We start from the raw sequence: 509 nt of genomic DNA, 5'->3' as shown, positions 1-509 counted from the left end.
TAAAAGAAACAAACTGTTAGCTGAAGTTGCTAAATTACCACCTTGTATCATTGGTATGGAAGCCTGCTCAGGCGCACATTACTGGGCAAGAGAATTCACCAAGTTAGGTCATGATGTACGAATCATGGCATCTAAATTTGTTATTCCCTACCGACAAAATGAAAAAAATGACGCCAATGATGCCGAAGCTATTTGTGAAGCAGTTACCAGACCTAAAACACGCTTTGTCAGTATTAAAAGTGAAGAGCAACAAGCTGTATTATGTTTACATCGCATCAGGCAAGGTGCAATAAAAGACAGAACGGCACGTATCAATCGATTACGTGGCTTATTGTCTGAATTTGGCATCATTATGCCTAAAGGTCGCTATCCAGCACAAAATGCTATTGGTGGGATTCTCGAAGATGCGGAAAATAATTTACCTTTCCTCGCAAGAGAGCTACTTAATGATTTATGGCAAAGCATCAAAAGCTTAAATGAAGAAATACTCAAATACGACCGAAAGCTAT

General features: G+C 39.1%; 1 protein-coding gene. It reads left to right on the top strand.

Going from position 1 to position 509, the window contains the following annotated elements; all coding sequences use genetic code 11:
- Positions 1–509 (top strand): IS110 family transposase (locus HHO47_RS19145; RefSeq protein WP_169021707.1); only part of this gene is annotated, 509 nt, incomplete at both ends.

This window comes from Pseudoalteromonas arctica (assembly GCF_012927645.1).
In the GTDB taxonomy this organism is placed as follows: domain Bacteria; phylum Pseudomonadota; class Gammaproteobacteria; order Enterobacterales; family Alteromonadaceae; genus Pseudoalteromonas; species Pseudoalteromonas arctica_A.
The sequence above is the reverse complement of the archived record's forward strand: the minus strand, read 5'-3'. Positions and strand labels throughout refer to the sequence as shown.